The organism is Blautia faecicola, assembly GCF_004123145.1.
Lineage (GTDB): Bacteria > Bacillota > Clostridia > Lachnospirales > Lachnospiraceae > Oliverpabstia > Oliverpabstia faecicola.
In genome coordinates this window covers 1006962-1033092 of sequence record NZ_SDKC01000001.1, presented here as the reverse complement: position 1 = coordinate 1033092, position 26131 = coordinate 1006962, and the positions used below count along the sequence as shown (strand labels likewise).

General features: G+C 47.7%; 20 protein-coding genes, 1 tRNA gene and 1 pseudogene. 5 read left to right on the top strand and 17 right to left on the bottom strand.

The window, feature by feature from the left end; translation table 11 throughout:
* Positions 1-3: 3 nt before the first annotated feature.
* From hprK to ftsH (ETP43_RS04740), 3 genes are all read right to left on the bottom strand, one after another.
* Positions 4-936, bottom strand: a complete 933-nt coding sequence (gene hprK / locus ETP43_RS04750) for an HPr(Ser) kinase/phosphatase (RefSeq protein WP_129257202.1) — start codon at positions 934-936, stop codon at positions 4-6.
* A gap of 73 nt (positions 937-1009) precedes the next feature.
* Positions 1010-2857, bottom strand: coding sequence for an excinuclease ABC subunit UvrC (gene uvrC / locus ETP43_RS04745; protein WP_129257201.1), 1848 nt, complete (start codon positions 2855-2857; stop codon positions 1010-1012).
* A gap of 103 nt (positions 2858-2960) precedes the next feature.
* Positions 2961-5048, bottom strand: a complete 2088-nt coding sequence (ftsH, locus tag ETP43_RS04740; RefSeq protein WP_129257200.1) for an ATP-dependent zinc metalloprotease FtsH — start codon at positions 5046-5048, stop codon at positions 2961-2963.
* A gap of 239 nt (positions 5049-5287) precedes the next feature.
* Here ftsH (ETP43_RS04740) and ETP43_RS04735 point away from each other — a divergent pair, with 239 nt between their 5' ends.
* Complete coding sequence (locus ETP43_RS04735) at positions 5288-6772, top strand: DUF1846 domain-containing protein (RefSeq protein WP_022399418.1); 1485 nt, start codon at positions 5288-5290, stop codon at positions 6770-6772.
* 245 nt (positions 6773-7017) lie between these two features.
* Here ETP43_RS04735 and galE read toward each other — a convergent pair whose 3' ends face one another.
* The 4 genes from galE to ETP43_RS04715 form a co-directional block, all read right to left on the bottom strand.
* Complete coding sequence (galE, locus tag ETP43_RS04730; protein WP_022399419.1) at positions 7018-8043, bottom strand: UDP-glucose 4-epimerase GalE; 1026 nt, start codon at positions 8041-8043, stop codon at positions 7018-7020.
* 301 nt (positions 8044-8344) lie between these two features.
* Positions 8345-8773, bottom strand: a complete 429-nt coding sequence (locus tag ETP43_RS04725; protein WP_129257199.1) for a VanZ family protein — start codon at positions 8771-8773, stop codon at positions 8345-8347.
* Positions 8774-8804: 31 nt separating this feature from the next.
* Positions 8805-9062, bottom strand: a complete 258-nt coding sequence (locus tag ETP43_RS04720) for a hypothetical protein (protein WP_022399421.1) — start codon at positions 9060-9062, stop codon at positions 8805-8807.
* On the bottom strand, positions 9063-9719 hold the full coding sequence (locus tag ETP43_RS04715) for an HAD family hydrolase (protein WP_129257198.1): 657 nt from the start codon (positions 9717-9719) through the stop codon (positions 9063-9065).
* 258 nt (positions 9720-9977) lie between these two features.
* On the opposite strand from ETP43_RS04715, the gene ETP43_RS04710 reads away from it, so the two are divergent.
* On the top strand, positions 9978-10298 hold the full coding sequence (locus tag ETP43_RS04710; RefSeq protein ID WP_129257197.1) for a hypothetical protein: 321 nt from the start codon (positions 9978-9980) through the stop codon (positions 10296-10298).
* Positions 10299-10365: 67 nt separating this feature from the next.
* On the opposite strand, the gene ETP43_RS04705 is transcribed toward ETP43_RS04710, so the two are convergent.
* Together ETP43_RS04705 and ftsH (ETP43_RS04700) are read right to left on the bottom strand one after the other, a co-directional pair.
* Entirely contained in the window at positions 10366-12030 is a 1665-nt protein-coding gene (locus ETP43_RS04705) for a glutamine--tRNA ligase/YqeY domain fusion protein (RefSeq protein WP_022399424.1), read from the bottom strand.
* Between the two features lie 101 nt (positions 12031-12131).
* Positions 12132-13961 (bottom strand): ATP-dependent zinc metalloprotease FtsH, encoded by a 1830-nt coding sequence (gene ftsH, locus ETP43_RS04700; protein WP_129259465.1) that lies wholly within the window; start codon positions 13959-13961, stop codon positions 12132-12134.
* A 167-nt stretch (positions 13962-14128) separates the two neighbouring features.
* Here ftsH (ETP43_RS04700) and ETP43_RS04695 point away from each other — a divergent pair, with 167 nt between their 5' ends.
* Positions 14129-14635 carry a transcription repressor NadR gene (locus ETP43_RS04695; protein WP_129257196.1) on the top strand — a complete coding sequence of 169 codons (507 nt, stop codon included), beginning with the start codon at positions 14129-14131 and terminating at the stop codon, positions 14633-14635.
* 26 nt (positions 14636-14661) lie between these two features.
* Here ETP43_RS04695 and ETP43_RS04690 read toward each other — a convergent pair whose 3' ends face one another.
* The 6 genes from ETP43_RS04690 to ETP43_RS04665 form a co-directional block, all read right to left on the bottom strand.
* Positions 14662-16707, bottom strand: a complete 2046-nt coding sequence (locus tag ETP43_RS04690) for a HelD family protein (RefSeq protein ID WP_129257195.1) — start codon at positions 16705-16707, stop codon at positions 14662-14664.
* A gap of 96 nt (positions 16708-16803) precedes the next feature.
* Positions 16804-18174, bottom strand: a complete 1371-nt coding sequence (locus ETP43_RS04685; RefSeq protein WP_129257194.1) for an aminopeptidase — start codon at positions 18172-18174, stop codon at positions 16804-16806.
* Between the two features lie 96 nt (positions 18175-18270).
* A complete protein-coding gene (locus tag ETP43_RS04680) occupies positions 18271-20982 on the bottom strand; it encodes an AAA family ATPase (protein ID WP_129257193.1) in 2712 nt (903 codons plus the stop codon).
* Positions 20979-22232: an exonuclease SbcCD subunit D gene (locus ETP43_RS04675; RefSeq protein WP_129257192.1), complete on the bottom strand. Its 1254-nt coding sequence runs from the start codon at positions 22230-22232 to the stop codon at positions 20979-20981. Before ETP43_RS04675 ends, ETP43_RS04680 begins: the two co-directional genes overlap by 4 nt.
* 78 nt (positions 22233-22310) lie before the next feature.
* Positions 22311-23066 (bottom strand): hypothetical protein, encoded by a 756-nt coding sequence (locus tag ETP43_RS04670; protein ID WP_129257191.1) that lies wholly within the window; start codon positions 23064-23066, stop codon positions 22311-22313.
* Between the two features lie 133 nt (positions 23067-23199).
* A complete protein-coding gene (locus ETP43_RS04665) occupies positions 23200-23382 on the bottom strand; it encodes a DUF6472 family protein (protein WP_022171109.1) in 183 nt (60 codons plus the stop codon).
* A 183-nt stretch (positions 23383-23565) separates the two neighbouring features.
* Between ETP43_RS04665 and ETP43_RS04660 the strand changes: the two genes are divergently transcribed.
* Positions 23566-23648, top strand: a tRNA-Leu gene (locus tag ETP43_RS04660).
* Positions 23649-23670: 22 nt separating this feature from the next.
* Positions 23671-23817, top strand: a pseudogene (locus tag ETP43_RS18330) (DUF6783 domain-containing protein); the annotation flags it as partial.
* On the opposite strand, the gene ETP43_RS18325 reads toward ETP43_RS18330, so the two are convergent.
* Positions 23746-23919, bottom strand: coding sequence for a DUF6783 domain-containing protein (locus ETP43_RS18325; protein ID WP_334295508.1), 174 nt, complete (start codon positions 23917-23919; stop codon positions 23746-23748). The pseudogene ETP43_RS18330 and the gene ETP43_RS18325 sit on opposite strands and share 72 nt — an antisense overlap.
* A gap of 92 nt (positions 23920-24011) precedes the next feature.
* On the bottom strand, positions 24012-25787 hold the full coding sequence (gene thrS / locus ETP43_RS04655; RefSeq protein ID WP_022399432.1) for a threonine--tRNA ligase: 1776 nt from the start codon (positions 25785-25787) through the stop codon (positions 24012-24014).
* Between the last annotated feature and the right edge of the window lie 344 nt (positions 25788-26131).

The following is a 26131-nucleotide window of genomic DNA, read 5'->3' as shown; positions in this document are numbered from 1 at the left end:
TTTTTAGTCCTCCTTCTTTCTTGCCAGGTTCGCCTGTACACGGTTGTACAGCTCCTGTGCCGCATTGTATCCCATCTTTTTCTGACGGTGGTTGACTGCCGCAGATTCTACGATAACAGCCAGATTTCGACCCGGACGGATCGGCAGAGAATGGCAGACAACTTTGTTGCCAAGGATCTCTGTGTATTCTTCTTTCAGTCCCAGACGGTCGTATTCTTTATCCCGGCTCCACTCTTCCAGTTTGATGACCAGATCGATGGACTGGGTATTTTTTACACTTTCCACACCGAACAGCGTCTTCACATCGATGATACCGATACCGCGCAGTTCGATAAAATGCCGGGTGATATCCGGTGCGGTTCCCACCAGTTCCACATCACTGACTTTGCTGATCTCCACCACATCGTCACTTACCAGACGATGTCCACGCTTGATCAGTTCCAGCGCAGCCTCGCTCTTACCGATGCCGCTCTCACCCATGATCAGGACACCTTCACCGTATACATCCACCAGTACACCATGGATGGAGATGCACGGTGCCAGCTGTACGTTCAGCCAGCGGATGATCTCTGCCATAAAATTGGATGTGGTTTTTTCTGTTACAAGAATCGGCACATTGTACTTTCTTCCCATATCAAGCATATCTTCATCCGGTTCCGTCATCGTCGTAAAGATCACACAGGGAATCTGTTTGGATACAAAATTCTCAAAACTGCGTTTTCTCTCTTCCGGATTCAGATGCATCAGATAGGTGTATTCTACATAACCGATAATCTGTACACGTTCAGAGGCAAAATGTTCAAAATATCCTGTCAGCTGAAGGGCAGGTCTGTTGATATCCGGAAGGGTGATGCGTACATGTTCCATGTCCACTTCCGGCGTAAGATTCTTCAGGTTCATTTCCTGAACCAGTTTGGTCAGTTTTACAGCCTTCATATCTCGCTCTCCTTTTTCAAAAACTTTATAAATATCTTATCACATGCGAGCACAGACTGCAAGAAATCAACCATCAGGAATGGAAAAATTGATAGACTTTTTGTGCAGACTGCCGATTCATCGACGGAACCTTGCCGAGTTCTTCCTCACTCGCCGCCCGGATCTCCTCGATTGATTTGAAATATTTCATCAGTGCTTTTCTCCTGGTCGGTCCGATGCCCTCGATATCATCCAGGATCGAATGTACCTGTCCCTTGCTGCGAAGCAGGCGGTGATATTCGATGGCAAAACGATGCACCTCATCCTGGATCCTCGTGATCAGTTTAAATCCCTCGCTGGTATGGCTGATTGGGATCTCATGATCCTGATAATACAGTCCTCTCGTCCGGTGATTGTCATCCTTAACCATACCACAGACGGGAATCGTCAGCCCCAGATCCGCAAGTACCTGTTCCGCCACATGCACCTGACCTTTTCCACCATCCATCAGGATCAGGTCCGGAAACTGGCTGAAACCGCTGAATTCGTCTTCTTCCTTGTCTTTCTGTTCCTCGATTCCCCTCCGGAACCGCCGGGTCAGCACTTCCTGCATGCTGGCGTAATCGTCCGGTCCCTGTACCGATTTGATCTTGAACTTACGGTAATCGTTTCTTTTTGGTTTTCCCTTTTCATAGACCACCATGGAACCTACCGACTCAAAACCGCTGATATTGGAAATATCGTAGGACTCTACTCGCTGTAAACTCTCCAGTTCCAGCAGATCACAGATCTCCTTCATGGCTCCGATCGTTCTGCCCTCTTCCCGCTTCAGCTTTTCTTTGTCCTGTGTCAGTACCATCCGTGCATTCCGTGCCGCCAGCTCCACCAATTTCTCCTTGGTTCCTTTTTTCGGCACCCGGATATGGACTTTCTGTCCCCGTTTTTTGCTGAGCCACTCTTCGAGCACATCAATCTCGTCAATCTCCCGTTGCAGCATCAGCTCTTTCGGGATAAACGGCGTTCCCGCATAAAACTGTTTGACAAAGTTCAGAAGGATCTGTGACGGTGTGGCATCCGCTGCGATCCGCAGATAAAAATGATCTCTTCCGATCATCTTGCCCTCTCTGATAAAGAAGACCTGTACCACCGCATCCTCCTCATCCATCGCCATCGCGATCACATCTTTGTCCTCGCCCTGGCTTCCGGTGATCTTCTGGCGCTCACCGATCTTCTGCACACTCTGCATCAGATCCCGGTATTCCCCGGCTTCCTCAAACCGCAGTTCTTCCGACGCCGCAAGCATCTTTTCTTCCAGTTCTTTCAGCAGCTTTTTGTAATCTCCGTTCAGAAAATCCAGCACGCCCTCGATCTGTTTCTGATACTCTTCTTTGGAAATATAGCCCTGACACGGTGCTTTACACTGTTTGATATGGTAATACAGACAGGGACGGTCTTTGCCGATATCCCGCGGAAGATTCCGATTGCAGGTACGGACATGGTACAGCTTCCGGATCAGTTCCATCGAGTCCTTGACCGCATTGGAACTTGTGTACGGTCCGAAATATTTTGCTTTATCCTTTTTCATTCTCCGCACAAACAGTACCCGCGGATATTCCTCATTGACCGTCACTTTCAGATACGGATAGGTCTTATCGTCCTTGAGCATCGTATTGTATTTTGGCCGGTGTTCTTTGATCAGATTACATTCAAGTACCAGTGCTTCCAACTCGGAATCCGTGATGATATACTCAAATCTCGCGATCTGCTGCACCATCTGCTCTTTCTTTACCCCGAGATTTCTGCTGCTCTGAAAATACTGCCTCACCCGGTTTTTCAGGCTGATCGCTTTCCCCACATAGATGATCGTATCTTTCGCATCGTGCATGATATAGACGCCCGGTTTTCCCGGCAGTTTCTTCAGTTCTTCCTGAATATCAAACATTCCCGCATCCTTCCCTTCTTTCTCTCTTTATCAGATTTCTGCTTTTGAAAAAAGGAAAATGGGGCAGTTTTCTGTTCCATTTTCCTTATTCTGTCACTTCTTTTTATTCCTGTACTGGAGACTCCTGTGGATTCTCATTCACCGGCTCCTGTACCTTCTTTTCTTCTGTATCATTACTATCCGCTGATACATCCTGTGCTCCGGTTTCTGCCACCGGTTCTGCATCCGCTTTCTTCGGTGCTTCTTCTGCAGGTTTTTCTGGCAGTTCCGGCTGCGTTTCCGCTGTACCTTCCACCTCATGGAAAATCTGCATGAATTCTTTTCCGGTGATCGTCTCGCGCTCGATCAGGAACGCAGCGATCTTATCCAGTGTTTCGCGGTGTTCAGAGAGCAGCTGTTTTGCCTGCTCATAGGATTCTTTCAGTATCTTCATCACTTCGTGGTCGATTTCTGTCGCTGTCGCATCGCCGCAGTTCAGAGTTGCACGACCGTTCAGATATTCATGTTCCACGCTTGCCAGTCCCATCAGTCCGAATTTTTCAGACATACCGTACTGGGTGATCATCGCTTTCGCGATCTGAGTGGCTTTTTCAATATCGTTTGACGCTCCGGTTGTCACATTGCCAAATACCACTTCTTCTGCAGCACGACCGCCTAGAAGACCTATCAGCATCGCTTCTAACTCAGCCTTGGTATTCAGGTATTTTTCTTCTTCCGGCACATGCATGACATAACCGAGTGCTCCCATCGTACGCGGTACGATCGTAATCTTCTGCACCGGCTCCGCATCTTTCTGCAGGGCACTTACCAGTGCATGACCAACTTCATGGTAGGACACAATCCGGCGTTCCTCCTGGCTGAGGATCCGGTCTTTCTTTTCTTTACCGACCAGTACAACTTCCACTGCCTCATACAGATCTTTCTGAGAAACCGCTTTTCTTCCGTTCTTTACAGCAAGGATCGCAGCCTCATTGATCATATTGGCAAGGTCGGAACCCACAGCTCCCGAAGTTGCCAGTGCGATGGCATCCAGATCTACGGTTTCATCCAGAGACACATCTTTGGCATGTACTTTCAGGATATTGACACGGCCTTTCAGATCCGGGCGTTCCACGATAACACGACGGTCAAAACGTCCCGGACGAAGCAGCGCCGGATCCAGGATCTCCGGACGGTTGGTTGCCGCCAGGATCAGGATACCCTTGGATGAATCAAAACCATCCATCTCCGCAAGCAGCTGGTTCAGTGTCTGCTCACGCTCATCGTTACCGCCGCCGTACCGGCTGTCACGGCTCTTACCGATCGCATCGATCTCATCAATAAAAATGATACACGGTGCGTTCTTTTTCGCTTCTTCAAACAGATCACGGACACGGGAAGCTCCAACGCCGACGAACATTTCCACAAAGTCGGAACCTGACAATGAGAAGAACGGCACATGTGCTTCTCCGGCAACTGCCTTTGCAAGCAGTGTCTTACCGGTTCCGGGAGGTCCCACAAGAAGGGCTCCTTTTGGCAGTTTTGCACCGATCGTCGTATATTTTCCCGGATTATGCAGGAAATCCACCACTTCCTGCAAGGATTCCTTCGCTTCATCCTCACCGGCTACATCCTTGAACGTAACACCGGTTTCTTTCTGTACATAGGCTTTGGCTTTGCTCTTTCCGACACCCATCATTCCGCCGCCTTTGTTCATCTTTCTCATCACCCAGTTCATCAGGAAAATCAGAAATACAAACGGTATCAGCAGACTTAAAATCGTATAGATGATTGATCCGGTCGGATCCGGCTGGATCTCGTTGAATGTGATCTCTTTTCCGGTTTTCTGTTCCGCTTCCAGAAGTCTCGCTGTCAGTGTGGTGCTGTCTTCCATCGCTGTGGTAGAATATTCAAATTCCACACCTTCCACTTTCTGTTCTCTCGGAACGATCGTCAGTACACCGCTTTGCAGTTCTACCGACTTGACTTCTCCTTTATCCAGCATCTCCAGGAATTTGTCATAAGTGATCTCTTTCGATGTGGAACTCTGTAAAATATTGCTGAATACTGTCCAGATCAGCAGGGTTGCCAGTACGCAGATCAGCAGCACCAGCAGAGATGATTTATTCTTTGGCCCTCCGGGTCCGCCATTTCCATTCGGTTCCTGTCCGTTCGACCCCTGATCATTATAATTATTCGGTCTTTGGTCCATAATTTCCTCCTTCTAATACCTTCATTATTATAAATATTTCTTTATGATAAATCAACTCTTTTCCCTCTTTCGTCACCGAATTTTCAAATTCCTGTAATTTTTTCATTTCTTTATAGCATTTCTCGCTGTTTTTGTAGTATACTAGGGAATGAATTTTTATTTTTATAACTGTCCGATAGGCGGTGTTAAAAAAACACAGAACAGTTATCTTTATTTTTTATACAGGAGGACAAGGTTAGATGAAAATCGGATTTGACAATCAAAAATATTTATCCATGCAGTCTGAGCACATCCGGGAACGTATCAATCAGTTTGACAACAAGCTCTACCTGGAGTTTGGAGGAAAGCTTTTTGATGATTACCACGCATCCCGTGTACTGCCGGGTTTTGCACCGGACAGCAAACTGCAGATGCTGATGCAGCTTTCTGATCAGGCAGAAATCGTTGTTGTTATCAGCGCCGGCGATATCGAAAAAAATAAAGTCCGCGGGGACCTCGGTATCACCTATGATGTGGATGTGCTGCGACTGATCGAGGCATTCCGCGGAAAAGGTCTGTATGTGGGAAGCGTTGCGATCACCCAGTACACCGGTCAGAAAAGTGCAGATGCCTTCAAGAAAAAACTGGAAAAACTGAATATCCCGGTATACATTCTGTATTCCATCGACGGATATCCGAACAATGTTTCTCATATCGTGAGCGACGAAGGCTATGGAAAGAATGATTACATCAAAACCACCCGTCCTCTGGTCGTTATCACAGCGCCGGGACCTGGAAGCGGAAAGATGGCTACCTGCCTGTCTCAGCTGTATCATGAACAGAAACGCGGCGTCCGCGCCGGTTATGCGAAGTTCGAGACATTCCCGATCTGGAATATCCCGTTAAAACATCCGGTTAACCTCGCATACGAAGCTGCCACCGCAGATCTGAACGATGTCAATATGATCGACCCGTTCCATCTGGAAGCTTACGGCGAAACCACTGTCAACTACAACCGTGACGTGGAGATCTTCCCGGTACTCGAAGCCATGTTTGAACGGATCTTCGGCGAGTGCCCTTACAAATCTCCGACAGACATGGGTGTCAACATGGCTGGAAATTGCATCATCGACGATGAAGTATGCCAGGAGGCTTCCCGTCAGGAGATCATCCGCCGTTATTATCAGGCGAAAGCAGGTCTGGTAGATGGCTCCAAGAAAGAAGACGAAGTCTTCAAACTGGAACTGCTGATGAAACAGGCGCATATCACACCGCAGGATCGTAAAGTTGTCGGTGCTGCCATGGAACGTGCCGAACAGACCGGTGCACCGGCTGCTGCCATGGAACTGCCGGACGGCAAGATCATCACCGGAAAAACTTCGGATCTTCTGGGACCATCCGCTGCCCTGCTTCTGAATGCACTGAAAGAACTGGCAGGCATCTCCCATGAGACACATATTCTTTCCCCGGCTGCCATCGAACCGATCCAGATCTTGAAAACCGCTTATCTGGGAAGCCGTAACCCGAGACTGCACACGGATGAGATCCTGATCGCTCTCTCCAGCAGTACCGCGCTGAACCCGGCTGCACAGAAAGCCCTCGATCAGATCCCGAACCTGAAAGGCTGCCAGGTACACACAAGCGTGATGCTGTCACAGGTGGATATCCAGACCTTCAAACGCCTCGGTATCCAGCTGACAAGCGAATCGATTTATGAGCATAAATCGATTCTTCATAATGCGTAAATAACGGTAAATATATTTCAAAAAGAGAAGCCGAAAGGAAACTTAAATGTTCCTCTTCCGGCTTCTCTTTTCACTTTTCTCAACAAATATTTGCGTTTCCAGTAAGTGCAATCTTGGACTCGTTGCCCGCGTAAACGAAATAAAATACGCTTTGCGAATTTGACTCGTTACTCGCGTAAATAAAAAACAGTCCCCGGTTCTCATTCTACAGGAAAACCGGGGACTATATGTATTACATTTCTATATTATTTTTCTTCAGTTGCATATCCATCCGGGTTCTGGCTCTGCCATCTCCAGGAATCCTGGCACATCTCTTCGATGCCGTACTGTGCTTCCCAACCCAGCTCTTCTTTTGCTTTGGTAGGATCGCAGTAGCACATAGCGATGTCGCCTGCACGTCTCGGTTTGATCTGGTATTTTACTTCATGACCGCATGCTTTTTCAAATGCGTGAACCACATCCAGTACGCTGTAGCCATGTCCTGTTCCCAGGTTGTATACACGAACTTCCGGTTTTTCTTCCAGTTTCTTCAGTGCTTTTACATGACCTACTGCCAGGTCTACTACATGGATGTAATCACGTACGCCGGTTCCATCCGGAGTATCATAGTCATTACCGAATACTCCCAGGCATTCCAGTTTGCCGATGGCAACCTGTGCAACATACGGAAGCAGGTTGTTCGGGATTCCTTTCGGATCTTCACCGATCATGCCACTCTTATGTGCTCCGATTGGGTTGAAGTAACGAAGCAGGATAACATTCCATTCCGGATCTGCAGTGTGCAGGTCTGTCAGGATCTGTTCCAGCATCCATTTGGTCCATCCATAAGGGTTGGTACAGGTTCCTTTCGGGCATTCTTCTGTGATCGGAATAAATGCCGGATCTCCGTAAACGGTTGCAGAAGAACTGAAGATAATATTTTTTACACCGTGATTTCTCATGGCATCGCAGAGATTCAAGGTACCTGCGATATTATTTTCATAGTATTCGATTGGTTTTACTACAGATTCTCCAACTGCTTTCAGACCTGCAAAATGAATCACTGCATCTACTTTTTCTTTGTCGAAGATGTCATTCATTGCCTGTTTATCACGGATGTCTGCATTGTAGAATACTACTTTCTTTCCTGTGATTTTTTCTACTCTGTCCAGAGCTTTCTCACTTGCGTTATAAAGGTTGTCCACTACAACAACGTCGTAACCTGCATTCAGCAGTTCCACGCATGTATGGCTTCCGATATAACCAGCTCCACCTGTAACTAAGATTCTCATTTGCTTTTCCCTCCTAAAGAAACTTAATCGTAACTGTTCAGTACCTTCACAGTCACGAGCTAAAATGCATTTAAAATCACCTTCGGTGATGGCATTTTGGCTTACAGGTCTCGGGATTTTGGCATATTCATGCCAAAACACCTCGCGGAATATTCCCTACTGAATAGTTACTTTAATTCTTATATCTCATTTAGTGTAGCATCATCCGTTTTAGAATTCAATGTCTTTTACAAATATTTAAATAAAAATCCAACATGCGTATACATTTTGTCTGATTTTTTCCATATATATCGATGTCCGGCTATGCATTTGCGATCAGGAGCAGGGCACTCATTCCGATCATGCCGACTGTTCCGATCGTCGCGATGACCTGTGCGATCATAAAGCTTCTCTCTCCTGCGATCCGATGAAATCCTTTCCACAAAAGCATACCAAGAGCTGCCCCCAGTGTATTGTTGATCACGTCTGTGATATCACTTGCCCCGATTGCGAACACATATTGCAGAGTTTCGAGAATCAGGCTGAATCCCGCACCGGCAAGGATCACTTTCCACCAGGATCTCTCTTTCACCAGCATACCGGCATAGACACCAAACGGTACAAAAATCAGGATATTTTCCACCAGTTCCCACACATCCAATTGTCCGTTTATGATCCCGGAATCGCCATAAAGGATCAGATTGATATTTCGAAGATGCGGCAGATCCGCCGGTGTGATGTTGAATTTCATTCTGTGTATCCGTTCTTTTATATTCGTTGTATTATCCTTCCACGATCAGATACGTTCCATCCGGCAGAGGGAAGATCTCGCTGGCTTCGAGCAGTTCTTCTTTGCTCATGCCTTCCACGTCCATACCGCTCTCATCCAGATATTCTTTTACTTCTTTGATATTTTTTACCACGACAGCCATACATTCTTCCAGAAATTCTTCTGCTTCCTCGTAAGTCTCTGCCACCGGCTCATCAAAAAGCTGTCCCTGATTTTTTAAAAAAGTTTCCACACACGCTTTGCTATACATTTATTTCTCCTCCTGTATCTTCAATAATGCTTTCGGGTGACCGATAATCTCATCCGCATGATTTTCTTCCAGTTCCTTCCGGTCCCGAAATCCCCACAGGACACCGATAGTATACATCCCTGCTGCTTTTCCGGTCTTCATATCTGTGTTCGTATCTCCCACATACATGCACTCCGACGGCTCCACCTGCAGTTTTTTGGCTATTTTCAGTGCTCCGGATGGGTCCGGCTTTTTCTTCATCCCCACTTCCAGTCCCTGAATTACCTCAAAGGTATCTGTTCCAAACAATCCTGTCACAGCCAGACAGGTCGCCTCATGCGGTTTATTAGATAGCACTGCCAGCTTTACGCCTCTGCGTTTCAGTTCTTCCAACGTCTCTTTCATTCCGTCAAATACCGTGACTTTATATAACGGATTTTCGGCAAAGATCTCACGGTACAGTCTCTGACCTTCTTCCAGATGACTCATGTCTGCTCTTGCAGCTTTCATGCACCGCTCCATCAGCACATTCCCGCCATCACCGGCATGATATTTATAGTCCTCCACAGGCTGTGCCGGCGCTCCAAAACGTTCCAGAATCTGATTTGCCACATTTGCAATCGATTCCACGGTATCCGCCAGTGTTCCATCCAGATCAAAAATACAAGCTTTATACATTCCAGTCCTCTTCCTTTCAACACCATCTGCCATTGTTTTATTTTTATCCGGCTTTTCGGACAACAATCTCAGATTTCTTTCATTATACTTCCTGCCACCACCCAGTGCAAGCAAAAACACTCTGTAAAAATAACCCTTTCCTTTTACTGTAAAATGGATTAAAATAGATACAAATATCGTAACTGTTCAGTATCTTTCATCTTTACAGTTACAGAATATCACCTGATTGGAAAGTACGAAAAAAGGAGACTGACGCAAATGAATAAAAAACTTTTAAAAACCATTACCGGCATCGCCGTTGCCGGTGCTGCTCTGGGCGCTGCTTTCGCATATGTAAAAAAATGCAAAGAAGTCAATGACCTCGGAGAAGAAGACTTCGACGACCTGTGGGACGACGAAGAAGAAAAAAATCCGGAAGTCAACAGCTGCACACCATGCCGCAGCTACACCACCATTCCTTCCGATACTCCGGTTCCGGAGGATGAGGAAGAAGAAAAAAGTAAAGAGGCTGAAACCGAAGAAGAAGCCGAAACTGGCGAAAGCGAAGAAACCGATTCTGAAAAAACAACCGAAGAATAATTGCTGAAAACCAATGGGGACGGAGAAAAGTGGCAAAAAGCCACTTTTCTCCGTCCCCATTGGTTTTCTATTTCGGCAGTTTGAATGAACTCTTCAGAGAAACGATCCGGTTGAATACCAGTGCGTCTTCTTTGGAATCTTTCGCATCTACACAGAAGAATCCGTTTCTTACGAACTGGAAGCTGTCGTATGCTTTGGCATCTTTCAGGCTCTTCTCTACATAGCAGTTTTTCAGAACGGTCAGGGAGTTCGGGTTCAGGTTCAGGGAACCGTCTTCGTTGTATACCCCTTTTTCTTCATCAATGATATTTTCATACAGACGAACCTCTGCCTGTACGTTATCCTGGGCGCTTACCCAGTGAATGGTTCCTTTTACTTTTCTTCCGTCCGGAGAATTGCCTCCCTTGGAAGCCGGATCGTAAGTACAGTGAACGGCTGTTACGTTGCCCTCTTCATCGGTATCGTAGCCGACGCAGGTTACAAAGTATGCGTTCATCAGACGTACTTCGTTGCCTGGGTACAGACGTTTGTATTTTTTCGGAGGTTCTACCATAAAGTCTTCTCTCTCGATATACAGTTCTTTGCCAAATGGTACTTTTCTGGTCCCCAGAGTTTCGTTTTCCATGTTGTTCGGAGCTTCCAGCTCTTCGATCTGACCTTCCGGATAGTTGTCGATGATCAGTTTTACCGGATCCAGGATCGCCATTACACGGGAACGTTTCAATTTCAGATCTTCACGGATACAATACTCCAGCATCGCATAATCTACGGAGCTGTTTGCCTTGGACACACCACACAGTTCCACAAACATCTTGATGGATTCCGGTGTAAATCCTCTTCTTCTCAGAGCGGCGATAGATACCAGACGCGGATCATCCCATCCGTCTACGATGCCTTCTTCTACCAGACGTTTGATGTAACGTTTTCCGGTTACCACATTGGTCAGGTACAGTTTTGCGAATTCGATCTGTTTCGGCGGATATGGATATTCCAGTTCTCTTACCACCCAGTCGTATAACGGACGGTGATCTTCAAATTCCAGCGTACAGATAGAATGAGTAACTCCCTCAATTGCATCCTCGATCGGATGTGCGAAATCGTACATTGGGTAGATGCACCATTTGTCTCCGGTGTTGTGGTGTGTCATATGTGCCACACGGTAGATAACCGGATCTCTCATATTGATGTTCGGAGATGCCATATCGATCTTGGCACGCAGAACTTTCGTTCCGTCCTCGAACTCACCGTTTTTCATCCGTTCAAACAGATCCAGGTTCTCTTCCACGCTTCTGTCACGGTACGGGCTGTTCTTTCCTGGCTCTGTCAGGGTTCCGCGGTACTCGCGGATCTGCTCTGCTGTCAGGTCACAGACAAATGCTTTTCCTTTTTTGATCAGCTTGATGGCTGCTTCATACATCTGGTCAAAATAGTTGGATGCGAAGAACAGGCGGTCTTCCCAGTCAGCTCCCAGCCATTTTACATCTGCTTTGATGGACTCTACAAACTCGATTTTTTCTTTGGTCGGGTTGGTATCGTCGAAACGCAGGTTGAATTTTCCGTTATATTCCTGAGAAAGACCATAGTTTAACAGAATGGATTTTGCATGTCCGATATGCAGGTATCCGTTCGGTTCCGGAGGGAAACGGGTGCAGATTGTCTCGTATTTTCCCTCTGCCAGGTCCTTTTCTATAATCTGTTCAATAAAGTTCTTGGAAACTACTTCTTTTTCCATTACGCTCCTCCTCAATTCAAAATGGAGCGTGCCTGAAACCAGACACGCTCTGATATAATCTTCATATTACCACATTTTTTTTAAGAATTAAAGGGCTTTTTCTATTGTCTTTCCAGAATCTGCATGAATTCTTCTCCGGTGATGGTTTCGTTTTCATACAGGTATTTTGCCAGCTCATGCAGTTTCATGATATTGTCCTGCAGAATCTGCAGTGCTTTCTCATGCTGCTGTCTTACCAGTTCGACCACTTTTTTGTCGATCAGCGTCTGTGTCTCGAACGAACAGGTCAGAGAAGAATCGCCGCCCAGGTACTGGTTGCTGACATTTTCCATTGCTACCATATCGAACTCATCGCTCATACCGTAACGTGTGATCATGCCTCTTGCCAGTTTGGTTGCCTGCTCGATATCGTTGGAAGCACCGGTCGTGATCGAATGGAAGATCAGTTCTTCCGCTGCACGTCCACCGGTAAAGGTCGCGATCTTGTTTTCCAGTTCTTCTTTGTTCATCAGATAATGTTCGCCGTCTTCCACCTGCATCGTGTAACCAAGTGCTCCGGAAGTCCTCGGGATAATCGTGATCTTGTGTACCGGTGCGGAGTTCGTCTGTTTTGCCGCTACCAGCGCATGACCGATCTCATGGTAGGATACGATCAGTTTTTCCTTCTCGGAAAGTACGCGATTCTTCTTCTGATAACCGGCGATAACCACTTCGATGCTCTCTTCCATATCTGCCTGCGTGGCAAATCTTCTGCCATCTCTGACCGCACGGAGGGCTGCCTCATTGACAATATTGGCAAGTTCCGCACCGGAAGCTCCTGCTGCCGCTTTCGCGATCGCGCTGAAATCTACGTTGTCTGCAATCTTGATCTTCTTTGCATGAACCTTCAGGATCTCTTCTCTTCCCTGCAGATCTGGCAGTTCCACCGGGATTCTCCGGTCAAAACGTCCCGGACGAAGGAGGGCAGGATCCAGGGAATCCGGACGGTTGGTCGCTGCCAGGATGACAACACCTTTCGAACCGTCAAATCCATCCATCTCGGTCAGCAGCTGGTTCAGTGTCTGCTCTCTCTCATCGTTGCCGCCGATATTGCCGTCACGCTTTTTACCGATCGTATCAATCTCATCGATAAATACGATACACGGTGCTTTTTCGTTCGCCTGTTTGAACAGGTCACGCACTTTTGCGGCACCCATACCTACGAACATCTCCACGAACTCAGATCCGGAGATGGAGAAAAACGGTACGTTTGCCTCACCGGCTACTGCTTTTGCAAGCAGGGTTTTACCGGTCCCGGGAGGACCTACCAGCAGCGCTCCCTTCGGCATCTGTGCACCGATATCCTGATAGCGTTCCGGATGGTGCAGATAATCTACGATCTCTGTCAGCAGCTCTTTCGCTTCATCCTCACCTGCCACATCAGAGAACTTGATACCGGTAGATGATTTTACATAAATCTTGGCGTTGCTCTTTCCGAACATCATACTGCCCGGACCTCCGCCCATGCTCTTTGCCATTTTCTTGGACAGCCAGTTACCGATCAGAACAAAGATCAGGATCGGGATCACCCAGCTGAAGATCAGGGTACCCAACATGGACTGTTTCTGCGGAATCACAGAACCAAACTTTACATTCGCCTGATTCAGCCGATCTACCAGCTCAGGGTCATTCATAGTTCCTGTCTTGCAGACCTCTTCCCTGCCGTTTACATTTACTTTATAGTAAATTACAGCATTCTGTTCCTGTACCTCTACTTCAGTTACATTACCGGCACTGACCTGGCTTAAGAACTCGTTATATCCGGTCTCTTTTACACTTCGCTCACTCATCCAAGGCACCAGCAGAAAGTTCAGAGCCAGCAGGACGATCAGCGCGATCGCATAATAAAAGATCACCGGTCGTTTGGGCGAATTATTCTTGATTTCATTCATATCCATCTTCGTCTCCTTTCTCATGTGCTTTATTTTATACCCTGGGAAATACTTCCTGCAAGAAAACTATCAGAAAATTTTTATAAATTTCTCATAAAATATGGCTGGAAATTCTTTTCTTTCTGGCATATACTCTTTTATAGAATGTTTACGACAGGAGGGATCTCATGACAGGCAGCGAACGCCGACAGGAATTATTACAACTTTTATCCGGAACGCAGACACCGCTTTCCGGGACTGCACTTGCAAAACATTTTGGCGTCAGCCGTCAGGTGATCGTGCAGGACATGGCTCTGCTTCGCGCGCAGGGACATGAAGTGCTTTCCACCAACCGCGGCTATCTGATCCAGGCACCGCTTCGTGTCTCCCGTATTTTCAAAGTTTTTCACACCAGCGAGCAGATCGCCGATGAGTTATGCACCATCGTGGATCTTGGCGGTACCGCGGAGGATGTCTTTGTCCACCATAAAATCTACGGACAGATCCAGGCACCCCTGCATATCTCTTCCCGCAGAGATGTACAGATCTTTCTGGAAGAATTAAAAAGCGGCAAATCCACCCCGTTAAAAGATGTTACCTCCGGATACCATTATCACACCGTCTCCGCAGATTCCAATGAGACACTCGATCTGATCGGGCAGGAGTTAGAAAAGAAAGGATATCTCTGCCAGTAATTTTCTGGCTGTGATATCCTTTTTCTTTATACCTGTTTTTCTCCTGACGCAATCTGATACATATACAGCTCATGCAGTGCCCTCGTCGCGCAGATATATTTCGCCTGCCGGATCAGTGCGTCCTCCGGCTGCCGTCCCCAGACGGTAAATACCTGATCAAATTCCAGTCCTTTCGCGAGATAGAACGTTGTCACTGTGATGCCCTTTTTGAAACGGGAGCTGTCTTTGTTCATATAGGTAACCGAATCCTCTCCCAGCCGCTCTTTCAGGGCTTTTGCCAGCTCCCAGGCTTCCTGATCCGTCATGGTGAGCACTGCGGCAGTTTCATAGCCATCCGGCTGCACCCGCAGGTGCTCCGCGATTTTTTCCACCGCTTTCTCCGGCTTCCAAAACACTTCTTCCACGACCGGTTTTCCGTGACGTTCAAACAGCTCCAGATCGGTAATTCCGGCAAGTTCCGCCGCATACTTGGCGATCTCCACCGTATTCCGGTAACTTTTGTTCATCACGATCTTTCGAAGTTTCTTTCCCAGAATCCCCGGTAAAAACTTCAGCACATCCTGCTGTTTTTCATCCATCGTCTGCGCCTTATCTCCGAGAATTGTCATCTTACACGGAAACAGCATTGCCAGGATCTGGTACTGCATCGGGGTATAATCCTGCATCTCATCGATCACCAGATGCTTGACGCCCGCCCGTTTTGCTGGCTGCACCAGCCGGTATTTCAGATAGAGTACCGGGTAGACATCCTCATACCGCAGCATCCGTTTCTCATACCACACCCGTGGAAGCGGACGCATCCCGATGGATTCGAGAAAACGGCTGTAGAGTACATAGATATCTCTCGTCTCATACATCGCCATGAACTGATCGTAAAAATACTGCTGCTCTTCCTCGTTCAGATCCCGTCCGGCAAGTGTCTCATAATCATCCACCACATACTCCCGCACCGCATCCATCCGGGATAACAGCGGAATCTCCAGAAAACGGGTGTAAAACAGCGTCAGGATCCGGGATGCTTTGATCTCATAGTTTCGATAGGTGAAATCCCGGATATCCATCAGGCTGTCTTCCAGCTCCATCAGGTATCCTTCCATCTGATTCAGGAAATCCGGAGACTGTTTTTCCCAGTACCGTCCCCGTTCCTTGGGATGCACAAGATTCCGCTCAATCATATCATACCGGTCTTCGCAGTCCGGCGCCACATCTTTCAGTTCCCGGTAGGCAAAGAGATCAAAACTCATCTCCTGAATATTTTCTTCCCCGAGTTCCGGTAAAATATGTGAAATATAATCCGAAAATACACCATTCGGCGATAAAATCAGAATATTCGAGGATTTCAGGTTTTTCCGGTCATGATATAAAAGATACGCAATCCGATGAAGTGCCACCGAAGTCTTTCCGCTTCCCGCCGCTCCCTGGATCACCAGGATCCGGTCGCTCGTATTGCGGATGATCGCATTCTGTTCCTTCTGGATCGTGCGCACGATATTTTTCAGCTGAACATCCCCGTTCGCACCCAGCTCCGCTTTCAGGATGTCATCATCGATCTTCACATCACTCTCGAAAGCGTACACCATCTTCCCGTTTTTGATCTTATATTGCCATTTGGAGACGATTTCCCCGTCCATACGTCCGCCCGGCGCCTCATACCAGGCTTCTCCCCGGTCAAAATCGTAAAACAGACCGCTGACCGGTGCCCGCCAGTCGTAGACCAGAGGCGTCTGTCCGGTTCTCTCGGCGAAGTTTCCGATGCCGATATAAAAGCTTTCCGCCTCGTCCTCTCCGTCATAGCAAAAATCCACTCTTCCAAAGAAAGGGGAATCCAGCATTTTCTGAAACCGGTGCTTCAGATGCATCTGCTGCTGGTTTGTGTTCAGCTGATTCAACAGGGCCTGCTGATTATCATAATCCTCATATCCGTACTGGTCCATCTCCGTATAGTTTTCCCAGTAATATTCGTGCATATCTTCCACTTCTTTTGCCCCTTCTTGCAGGGACAGATTCAGCTTTACGATTCGTTCGTTCAGTTTTTCTAGTACCAGATTTAAGTAAGCAGTTTGGTCTGTCATCTTCCTCTTCCTTTTACACAAGAGGCTGTTGTACGGTCTTTCCGGCACGCACCACAGCCTCTGTTTTATATCTTTTTTTATTTCTTCTTTATTTCTTTACATCTCATAAAATGCCTTGTAGCATTTGGTTGTCTCGTATACATCCGCCTTAGAACTTACCTCATACGGCGCATGCATGTTCAGGATCGGCACACCGATATCGATCACATCCATACCGTAAGCTGCCGGGATGTAAGCGATCGTTCCGCCGCCGCCCGCATCGATTCTTCCAAGTTCTGCGGTCTGATATGCAACATTGGCATCGTCAAAGGTTTTTCGCAGGCTTCCCAGATATTCTGCACTGGCATCGTTGGAACCGCTCTTTCCTCTGGAACCGGTGTATTTGCTGATGGCTGCACCTTTTCCCACATATGCGGAGTTATTTTTTTCAAATACTTCGGCATACAGCGGATCGTATCCGGCATTGACATCTGCGGACAGCATCTTGGAGTTTTTCAGGGCACGACGCAGTTTCAGGTCTGAATATGCACCCAGGCTGTTGATCACTTCTGCAACGGTATTTTCCAGGAAATGCGCATGCATACCGGTTGCTCCGACGCTTCCGATCTCTTCTTTATCCACAAACAGGCATACTTTTGTCTTTGCGGATGGTTTACTGTGTAAGAATCCCATCAGAGAGGTAAAGGCACAGATTCTGTCATCCTGTCCGTAAGCCATGATCATGCTGTTGTCCAGACCGAAATCTCTTGCCGCTCCTGCCGGTACAACTTCCAGTTCTGCGGACACAAAATCTTTTTCCTCGATACCGTACTGTTCTTTTAACAGCTGCAGCACATAGGCTTTCACCGGATTTTCCTCTTTTTCGCCTTCTTTTTTATCGATCGGCTGGCTGCCTACCAGAAGATCCAGATCCTCGCCTTCGATAACAACGCTTCCTTTTTTCTCCATCTGTTTTGCGGACAGGTGTACCAGAATATCGGTCACACCGACAACCGGATCTTCCGGTTTCTCACCGATATTTACCTGCACGGTCGTTCCGTCTGTTTTTACGATCACACCGTGGATCGCCATCGGAGAAGCTACCCACTGATATTTTTTGATTCCGCCGTAATAATGGGTATCCAGATATGCCATACCACCGTTTTCATACAACGGGTTCTGTTTGATATCCAGACGCGGAGAATCGATATGGGAACCGATCAGGAGCATACCGTTTTCGATATCATCTGTTCCGATCTCCATCATGATCACGGATTTTTTCATATTTTCTGCGTAAATTTTATCTCCGGCTTTCAGCTGTTTTCCTTCACGGATCACATCCTCCAGATTTTCAAAACCATTTTCTTTTGCGATTCTGCAGATATTACTGCTGCATTCCCGTTCTGTTTTTCCTGCATCCAGAAATTCCCGGTACATCTTTGCCAGTTTCTGGATCTCATTTTTTTCTGTCTCATGATACTGTCTCATGATTCTTACCCCTTTCTGCTGTATAACTACTTTTTGTCTTTGCAGACCATATTAAAAACAGTACCACAAATTTTGCGGTCTGCATAGGTCTTTTTCTTATTTCCACTCGACTTTACTGCCGGATTTTCCTTTTGTCACCACCAGTTTTTGCTCGATTTGTTCTTTCAGCTCTGTCACATGGGAAATGATTCCCACCAGGCGGCTGCCGCCGGAAAGTCCCTGCAGGATGCGGATTGCCTGTTCTCTCGCATTTTCATCGAGCGAGCCAAATCCCTCATCAATAAATAACGTATCGATGTGGACGGCTCCCACAGCCTGTGTGATCACATCCGTCATCCCGAGTGCCAGCGCCAGTGCCGCCATGAAGGATTCCCCGCCGGACAGTGTCTTGACATCCCGCACCTTTCCGGTGATCAGGCTGTACACATCGAGATCCAGCCCGGCATTTCCCTGAGTAGAGAGGTTTTCCAGGCTCCTGCATTTTAACAAAAACTGTCCGGCTGCCATCCGTTCCAGATGACGGTTCGCACAGCGGATCATCTGTTGAAAATACTGCCGCTGCATATACGATTCGAGATCAATCTTTGCTGTACCGGCGAGACTGCCGTTTGCGGTACGGCTGAGCGTATTCAACACCTGATACCGTTTTCGCAGTTCTTCCCTCTCCTTTGTCAGCTGTTGCAGCTTCCGGGCCGCCTGCTGATTCGTCTCTCTGCGGCTGTACAGTTTTCGGAGTTCTCTCTCCTGCATCCGCTGCTGTTCTTTTTGCTCTTTCAGCTCACTTTCCGTCTGTGCAAGATCCGGTGTTTCTTTTCCTTTCAGCTGCTGTCTCAGCCAGTTCACTTCCTGGCGGCTCTGTCTGAGCTGTTCTTCATAGGCTTCCAGCGCTTTTTCCCGGCGCTCCAGCTCTGCAGGTTTCATGCATGCGTTCTGAAAATCCTCTTCCGTCTCAAACTGCTGCTCGCTTCGCATCGCTTCATAAGCTGTCCGTTTTTCTTTTTCCTGCTCTTTGAAAATCTCACACTGTCGCTGTACCTCTTCGAGCTGCCCTTTTTTCCGGTTCTCTTCCTGTAAAAACTTTTGCAGGCTCTGCGTGGCTCGATCCAATTCTTTTTTTGAAACCTGGAGTTTTTCTTCCCCGTCTTTCAGTCGTTTCCTGGCTTTCTCTTCCCATTCTTCCCAGCGGTTTTTCATCACTTCCAGGCTTTCTTCTTCGTTCTGTTCCCTCTGCAACAGGCGCATCTGCTGTTCCCGGATAACCGCCATTTCCTGCTGATAGCGATTTTCTGTCTCCTGGTACTTCTGTCTGCACGCTTCCCGGTCATTTTCCGCCTGATTCCGGCGTTCCCGCTCCTTTTCCACCAGTTCCTGGCTCAGATTTGCCAAAGGCCGTTTCGCGGGGGAAGGGTGGTGCAGCGAGCCGCAGACAGGACACGGGGCATTCTCTTTCAGCTGTGCGGCAAGAATCCCCGCCTGTCCGGCAAGATATTCCTGATACAGTGCCTCGTAGCGTTCTGCCTGCTGCCGGTAAGCGCGATCTGCCCTCTGGTAACGGTCCGCCTCCTGCTGTCTGTGTTTTTCCAGACGTTCTGCCTCTTTCAGATGACTCTGGAGCTGTCCATACTGTTCGAGTGCCTGTCGCAGCCGTTCGAGAACCGGCACCTCTTTTTCTTCCAGTTTCTTTACATAGCTGCTCCAGGTTTCCTCTTTCTCTTTCAGTTTTCCGGTTTCCGCTTTCCGTTCCTCCAGCCATCCTTCCAGCTGTTTTTCCTGCATCTTGGCCCGTTTTCTGCTCTCCGCCGCCTCACGGTAGCCTGCATAGACCGTCTCTACTTTTGCCGCCCGTTTTGCAGCACCGATTCGTTCTTTTTCCTGATCTTTCTCCTCTCTCTCCGCTTCCAGTACGCCGAGCCGTTTTTCCAGCTGCGCAAGTTTCGCAAAACTCTGCGCCCGCTCTTTTTCCACACTGTAGCGCTGATTCAGTTTTTCCAGCACCGCAGTTGTTTTTTTCATCTCTTTTTGGCTCTGTTCATACTGCGCTTTCTCTTCTTCCAGTAAACGCTCGGCAAAGGCAAGCACTGCCTCCAGATCCGGTTCTTTCTGCCCGGTTCTCAGAAGTTCTTCCTTTTCCTGCGCCGTACTTTCTGAAACTTCCAACTGTTCTATTTCCCGCAGACACAACTTCCGGTTGTCTTCCAGTTCGCCGTAACACCGTTTGCTTCTGTTTTTCAGTTCTTCCTGCACACGACCGAAGATCCGGGTGTCAAAGATCCGGGAAAAAATTTCTTTTCGTTCATCGGACTTTGCCAGCAGCAGCCGCAGAAAATCCCCCTGCGCGATCATCGCGATCTGCATAAACTGTCTGGCATCCACCCCGAGGATCTCCACCAGTTTTCGATTAACCTCCTGTCTGGTTCCCGGATACAGACTGCCGTCTGGCTGGTACAGTTCCACACTGCCCCGCTCCTTTGTCATCGTCCGCTCGCCGTCTTTGTTCCGCCGTTTGCTCTCCCGCTCGTATTCCGGACTTCGAAGCACCCGCCAGACCTGTCCGCCGGTGGAAAATGTCAGATCCACGTACGTTTTTGTCCCGCTCGGCGCATACTGGCTGCGCATCATGGTTCCGTCTCTCCGTCCTCCACTGGTCTGTCCGTACAGTGCATAGGTGATTCCGTCAAAGATCGTTGTCTTACCTGCCCCGGTATCCCCGGTGATCAGAAATACGCCCTGCTGTACCTGTCCGAAATCTATCGTCACACAGTCCGCATAGGAGCCAAATGCGGACATCGTCAGTATCATCGGTCTCATCCTTCATCCTCCCTGACTTTCGCAAATACTTCTTCAAGCACTTCTGCCTCTTCCTCAAGCAGCTGCCGCCCCTGGATCTGGGAGAAGAACTGTTCAAAGACCAGCTTCGGATCTGTCTGTGTCTCCTCTTCCTGTCCGTCCTCCCATTCTTTCGCAAGTTTCCAGTTTCTCTCCGTACGCACTTCCAGAATATGCGTAAAGATCCGCTCCAGCTGTTCCTTCGGCTGATACAGTTCCTGTTCATCCGTCAGAACGATACTGACATAATCCTCACTGACGCGGTCTTTGTTGGCTTCCAGGATTTCTTCGAGGGTTCCCCGGATCACACATACCTCGCGCAATGGTTTCAGCGGATGCAGCCGGATGACCGGTTCCTGTCCCGGCGCTTCCAGGATCACTTCCGTCACCGATTTTTCCTGTGCCCACTCACTGACCGAATATTTTAACATCGATCCGCAGTAACGGATGCTCTCTCTTCCCATCGACTGCGGACGGTGAATATGTCCCAGCGCCACATAGGAAAATGGTGCCAGACACGCGGTTTCCACCTGATCGAGTCCGCCTACCGTTATCGTCTCGGAATCACTGGTTTTAGGTATCTCCCCGCCTGCTGTGTAGAACTGATGCGAAATCAGGATATTTCTCCTGGCAGTGTCGATGTTCTCCCTTTCGAGAAGAAATTTTACCGTCTCGTTATAATCCCTGCGGATCTCTTCCCTTTCGGTTTCCGGCTCTCTATCTGCCTCCTGGGAGCCGTAGCTTCCCTGCCCTGCTCCGTCTTCTCTGTCCGTTTTTTTCCTGCTCTCCTCCATCAGTTTTCGCACATATCCCGGCTTTACAAACGGCAGCATCCAGACATCCGTCTCGCCCCACGCATCCTGAAACGTCACTTTTTTCAGATGTTCGTTTTCTGACTGTGGACAGCTGCCCGCCACATAGACCTGCTGCCGGCTCAGAATCTCTGCCCCGAAAGACAGCCGCTCCGGGGAATCATGATTGCCGCTGATGATCAGCACCGGAATCTTCGGTTCCAGCTGACTTACCTTAGTAAGAAACCGGTCAAATACGGTAACTGCCTCCGCCGCAGGCACGGATTTGTCATAGACATCCCCTGCGATCAGGACGCCGTCCGGCCGCTCTTTATCGATCAGTTCGTAAATTTTGTTCAATATCCACTCCTGATCTTCCAGCAGTGAATAACCGTATAACTGTTTTCCGATATGCAGATCGGATAAATGAAAAAATCGCATCGTCTCGCCTTCTTTCTATTGCAAAAATCCCCGCATCGCCGGTGGCTTTCCGGCTTGCAGGGATTTTGATTTTCTGTTTTATTCTTCTGTCTTCTCCGAAGTTTCTTCTTCCTGTTCATTTTCTTCCGCAACCGTATCTTTTGCTGCTGTTTCCGGATCAGCCCCGGCGCTCTCTCCGGCTTTTTCCAGTTCTCTGGTCAGTTCCAGCGGTGTGATATCTGCCGGTGTCACCTGAGTGGCATGCTCCATCAGACTTTTTTTCTGACCTGCTTTTGCCGGCTGTACGGAAGCTTTTGCTTTTCCTTTTTCTTTCTCTTTTCCCTTGTTCCGGTTATTCGGTTCCACCGCATAGATACGATCCGGATGATTCTTCGCTACTTTTCTCAGACTGTTGACTGCCCATAACAAAAATCCCGGTAACAGCAGATTAGAAACAATCATAATTGCACTCGTCATATGAAGCAGTGTCAATGCGACACCTGCTGCCACTTCCACAACCAGAATCACCCATGCCATCTTCCACAGAAGTGCATTTTTGTCCAGACGGTTGCTCAGCCGTGCACAGAAGACTCCTACAAATACCTCGATCACTGCCTGCAGATAATAGATCACGCTGCAGATACGAAGCGTTCCGCTTGTGATACCGATCTGTTTTAATGCCTCCAGAATATCTTTGTCGCCGCCGTCTGCCATACCCGCCATTGACCAGCAGCGCATACCGTAAGACAGGCTGGATGTCAACGCTGTCACTACCAGCATGATTCCGACCAGCATAATGATCATCTTGCTGTTGAGTGCCCGGCGCATTTCTTTCTGATCCTGATATTGATACATAATTTTCCTCCGTTCTCCCTGTTTCTTTTTCTCACTTTCTGTAACTGTTTTCTTTCTTCACAGTTACCACTATCTTTCAATTCTAATGAACAATCTTTTGTTTGTCAAACCGAAACAGAGACTTTATTTTTTTTTACATTTGTTTTCTCACGATCCGATATTCATCATCCAGCTGATAATATGGACACTGATAAAAGGTATCGCTCAGAAACCGGTACATCTCATCTTCATCCAGATCTACTTCACAGCAGTAGCAATCGGATTCTTCATCGTATACGTAATTTGCACAACTCTCACAGTTTGTCTGTCCTGCCATCGCTTCTCCCCCGTTTTTCTATTTCTATGTAAAAAGCTCTGTCTTTTTATTATATCTGCTCCCTTTCTCCGATACAAGAGGAAATCCTTTTTTACTGTTTACTTTCGATACAAAAAGAAAATACTTGCTTTTTATTCACTGATATGATATCATAGATTTCGGTTTTAATAAACCATTTTCCATGCCGCTGTGGCGGAATTGGCAGACGCACTTGACTCAAAATCAAGCGGTTAACAGCCGTGCCGGTTCGAGTCCGGCCAGCGGCATCTGAGCTGTTGCATACAGAGTATGCAGCAGCTTTTTTATTTACTCATAATGAGCGCTAGAGCGTGTTTGAAAAAGGCTTTTCGTGAGCTGCGAGTCTCAGTTTGTGGGAGATTTTATCCGAATGAGGGCGGCGTAGCGGGCTACGGCAACCGAATGAGGGTAAAATATACCGCAAAGTGGGGCTTGCAGATTGCGGAAATGATTTTTCAGACACGCTCTAGCAGGCTTCCGCCTGCTAGAGCGGTATTCGCAGAATTCCCATGCAAGCATGGGACTCTGCTCATTACTCGCGTAAAAAATCCCCTGTCGGAAGGTTTCATCTCAAAACTTTCCGCAGGGGATTTCTCATACTTTATCTGTAATTAGTTTACATGAATGTGTTCTCTGGATTTTTCTTTGATCTCTGCTTTGATCTTTTCTACGAAAGTATCCAGCGGCAGAACGGTGGTTTCTTTTTCGCCATGCAGACGGAAGGAAACGGTTCTGTCATCTTTCTCGTTGAATCCGACAACCAGCAGGTACGGTACTTTTTCTACCTGACCTTCACGCATACGGTATCCCAGTTTCTCTGCACGGTCATCCAGTTCTACACGGACATCTGCTGCTTCCAGTGCATCCACGATTTCCTGTGCATAGGCATTCAGCCCTTCATCATCGGTCTTAACCGGCATAACGCGCGCCTGAACAGGAGCCAGCCAGGTCGGCAGATTTCCTTTGGTCTCTTCCAGGATGTATGCCATGAAACGATCCAGAGATCCCAGGATTGCACGGTGCAGAACAACCGGTGTCTGTTTTTCTCCGTTGCTGTCGATGTAGGACAGGTTGAATTTTGCCGGCAGGCAGAAGTCCAGCTGGCAGGTAGACAGGGTGATCTCGTTACCGATCGCCGGCTGTACGTTTACATCCAGTTTCGGACCGTAGAATGCAGCCTCTCCGATCTCTTCCGTATATTCAATGCCGATGCTGTTCATTACATCACGCAGTGCATCTTCTGCTGTGTTCCACATTTCATCATCATCATGATATTTTTCTTTGTTTTCCGGATCACGAAGAGACAGTACACAACGGTAATTGGTGATACCGAAATCTTTGTAGGTGTTGAAGATCAACTCTACTACTTTGGTAAACTCATCTTTGATCTGTTCCGGTGTTACAAACAGATGGGCATCGTTCTGGCAGAAATGTCTTCCACGCTCGATACCTTTCAGAGTTCCGCTGCTCTCATAACGGAAATCATGTGCGATCTCACCGATACGGATCGGCAGGTTTTTATAAGAATGTCTTCTGTTTGCATAGATCATCATGTGGTGCGGGCAGTTCATCGGACGAAGAACGAAAGATTCTCCTTCCATCTCCATCGGCGGGAACATGTTCTCTTTGTAGTGATCCCAGTGCCCGGAAGTCTTATACAGGTTTACCGTACCAACACACGGTGTCATAACGTGCAGGTAACCCAGTTTACGCTCTTTTTCTTTGATATAGTTTTCCAACTCCTGCCAGATTGTATATCCCTTCGGCAGGAACATCGGCAGACCACGTCCAACCAGATCGTCTACCATGAACAGGTTCATGTCTTTTCCGATCTTTCTGTGATCTCTCTCTTTTGCTTCCTCGAGCAACTGCAGATGTGCTTCCAGCTCTTCTGCGGTCGGGAAACATACACCGTAGATACGCTGCAGCATCTTATTCTTGCTGTCACCTTTCCAGTAAGCACCGGAGTGACGGATCAGTTTGAAATGTTTACAGAGTTTTACGTTGTCTACGTGAGGTCCACGACAGAGGTCGGTAAAGTCTCCCTGATCGTAAACGGTGATATTTCCGTCTTCCAGATCTGCGATCAGATCCAGTTTGTACGGATCATCGGCGAACATTTCCAGTGCTTCTTCTTTTGAAACTTCACGGCGAATGATCTTTTTGCCGGATTTTACCACTTTTTTCATCTCTTTTGTGATCTTTTCAATATCCTCATCACGGATCACATCATCGCCAAGATCGATATCATAATAGAATCCTTCCGCAACAACCGGTCCAACCCAGAACTTTGCCTGTGGATACAGATGTTTGATCGCCTGAGCCATCACATGGGCGCAGGAATGGTTCAGTGTTTTTAACTGTTCATCTTCTTTAAAATTTACCATTTTTCTTCTCCTTTTTCAGATTATCAACGCGCGACGAGATAAAATACGCTTCGCGAATTTTACTCGTTATCGCGGTACTCGCGTAAAAAAGCACCCTCAGATGACAGATTGCCACCTAAGGGTGCTGTTATGCACGGTTCCACCTTATTTTTTCTCTTACTGCCGATAACAGAGCAACCCGGTAACGCTTCGGATGAAATACATCCTTCTACGCACAGCTCAGAAGTGGTTTTCCTGCAAACTCTCCATAAGAAACTTCCACCATACATTTCTCTCTCTGTAAGGATCTGACTGCATTACTTTCTTCATCCATGCTTTTCATGCTATTTATTTCTAAATCGGTT

What these genes read in the sequence shown, in the direction of transcription:
- ETP43_RS04725 (WP_129257199.1), bottom strand. Translation starts at nt 8,773, where the DNA reads ATGAAATTCAACATCACACCGGCGGATCTGCCGCATCTTCGAAATATC.
- thrS (WP_022399432.1), bottom strand. Translation starts at nt 25,787, where the DNA reads ATGGTAAATTTTAAAGAAGATGAACAGTTAAAAACACTGAACCATTCC.
- uvrC (WP_129257201.1), bottom strand. Translation starts at nt 2,857, where the DNA reads ATGTTTGATATTCAGGAAGAACTGAAGAAACTGCCGGGAAAACCGGGC.
- ETP43_RS04690 (WP_129257195.1), bottom strand. Translation starts at nt 16,707, where the DNA reads ATGACAGACCAAACTGCTTACTTAAATCTGGTACTAGAAAAACTGAAC.
- ETP43_RS04705 (WP_022399424.1), bottom strand. Translation starts at nt 12,030, where the DNA reads ATGGAAAAAGAAGTAGTTTCCAAGAACTTTATTGAACAGATTATAGAA.
- ETP43_RS04675 (WP_129257192.1), bottom strand. Translation starts at nt 22,232, where the DNA reads ATGCGATTTTTTCATTTATCCGATCTGCATATCGGAAAACAGTTATAC.
- ETP43_RS04685 (WP_129257194.1), bottom strand. Translation starts at nt 18,174, where the DNA reads ATGAGACAGTATCATGAGACAGAAAAAAATGAGATCCAGAAACTGGCA.
- ETP43_RS04735 (WP_022399418.1), top strand. Translation starts at nt 5,288, where the DNA reads ATGAAAATCGGATTTGACAATCAAAAATATTTATCCATGCAGTCTGAG.
- ETP43_RS04670 (WP_129257191.1), bottom strand. Translation starts at nt 23,066, where the DNA reads ATGTATCAATATCAGGATCAGAAAGAAATGCGCCGGGCACTCAACAGC.
- ETP43_RS04710 (WP_129257197.1), top strand. Translation starts at nt 9,978, where the DNA reads ATGAATAAAAAACTTTTAAAAACCATTACCGGCATCGCCGTTGCCGGT.
- ftsH (WP_129259465.1), bottom strand. Translation starts at nt 13,961, where the DNA reads ATGAATGAAATCAAGAATAATTCGCCCAAACGACCGGTGATCTTTTAT.
- ETP43_RS04695 (WP_129257196.1), top strand. Translation starts at nt 14,129, where the DNA reads ATGACAGGCAGCGAACGCCGACAGGAATTATTACAACTTTTATCCGGA.
- ftsH (WP_129257200.1), bottom strand. Translation starts at nt 5,048, where the DNA reads ATGGACCAAAGACCGAATAATTATAATGATCAGGGGTCGAACGGACAG.
- galE (WP_022399419.1), bottom strand. Translation starts at nt 8,043, where the DNA reads ATGAGAATCTTAGTTACAGGTGGAGCTGGTTATATCGGAAGCCATACA.
- ETP43_RS18325 (WP_334295508.1), bottom strand. Translation starts at nt 23,919, where the DNA reads ATGCTTGCATGGGAATTCTGCGAATACCGCTCTAGCAGGCGGAAGCCT.
- ETP43_RS04680 (WP_129257193.1), bottom strand. Translation starts at nt 20,982, where the DNA reads ATGAGACCGATGATACTGACGATGTCCGCATTTGGCTCCTATGCGGAC.
- ETP43_RS04665 (WP_022171109.1), bottom strand. Translation starts at nt 23,382, where the DNA reads ATGGCAGGACAGACAAACTGTGAGAGTTGTGCAAATTACGTATACGAT.
- hprK (WP_129257202.1), bottom strand. Translation starts at nt 936, where the DNA reads ATGAAGGCTGTAAAACTGACCAAACTGGTTCAGGAAATGAACCTGAAG.
- ETP43_RS04715 (WP_129257198.1), bottom strand. Translation starts at nt 9,719, where the DNA reads ATGTATAAAGCTTGTATTTTTGATCTGGATGGAACACTGGCGGATACC.
- ETP43_RS04720 (WP_022399421.1), bottom strand. Translation starts at nt 9,062, where the DNA reads ATGTATAGCAAAGCGTGTGTGGAAACTTTTTTAAAAAATCAGGGACAG.